Raw genomic sequence first — 488 nt, 5'->3', positions numbered from 1 at the left:
GCCCAGAGCAACATCATCCATCTGGACATCAAACCGCAGAACATCGTGCTGGACGGCCCTGCCAACATCAGGATCATCGACTGGGGAATGTCCCAGCTGCACCAGGCCGGCAAGAGCGTCTCCACGGTCCTGCCCGGCGGCACCAAATGGTTCGCCAGCCCCGAGCAACTCGGCGCCACCGACGCCGCCCCCAGCGGCCTGTCCGACCTGTACGGCGTAGGCGCCCTGGCCTACTGGCTGCTGACCGGCCTGGCACCGCTGCGGCGCGAGATCGAAACCCGCACCGGCCGCGGCACCGAGACCGACCTCCTGCAGGTCCACCACCTGATACAAGCCGGAACCCGCCCCGAACGCGCCGACCACCTCACCCCCGACGTGCCCGAACACCTGGGCCGGCTCATCGACCAGTGGCTCAGCTACACCCCCACCCACCGCATCCCGCACGGGATGGATCCCTCCGCCGCGCTCGGCTGGGCACGCACGGCCCT

The 488-nt window shown here is 69.5% G+C and carries 1 protein-coding gene; it reads left to right on the top strand.

All coding sequences use genetic code 11. The annotated features are described in order from the left end of the window. On the top strand, window positions 1-488 hold a 488-nt coding region (locus V5E28_RS49155), incomplete at both ends, for a protein kinase domain-containing protein (protein ID WP_336217211.1).

Origin of the sequence: Nonomuraea sp. LPB2021202275-12-8 (genome assembly GCF_037044575.1) — a bacterium.
Taxonomy (GTDB): Bacteria; Actinomycetota; Actinomycetes; order Streptosporangiales; family Streptosporangiaceae; genus Nonomuraea.
Note: the sequence above shows the minus strand (reverse complement) of the source record. Positions and strands in the feature narration are given on the sequence as shown.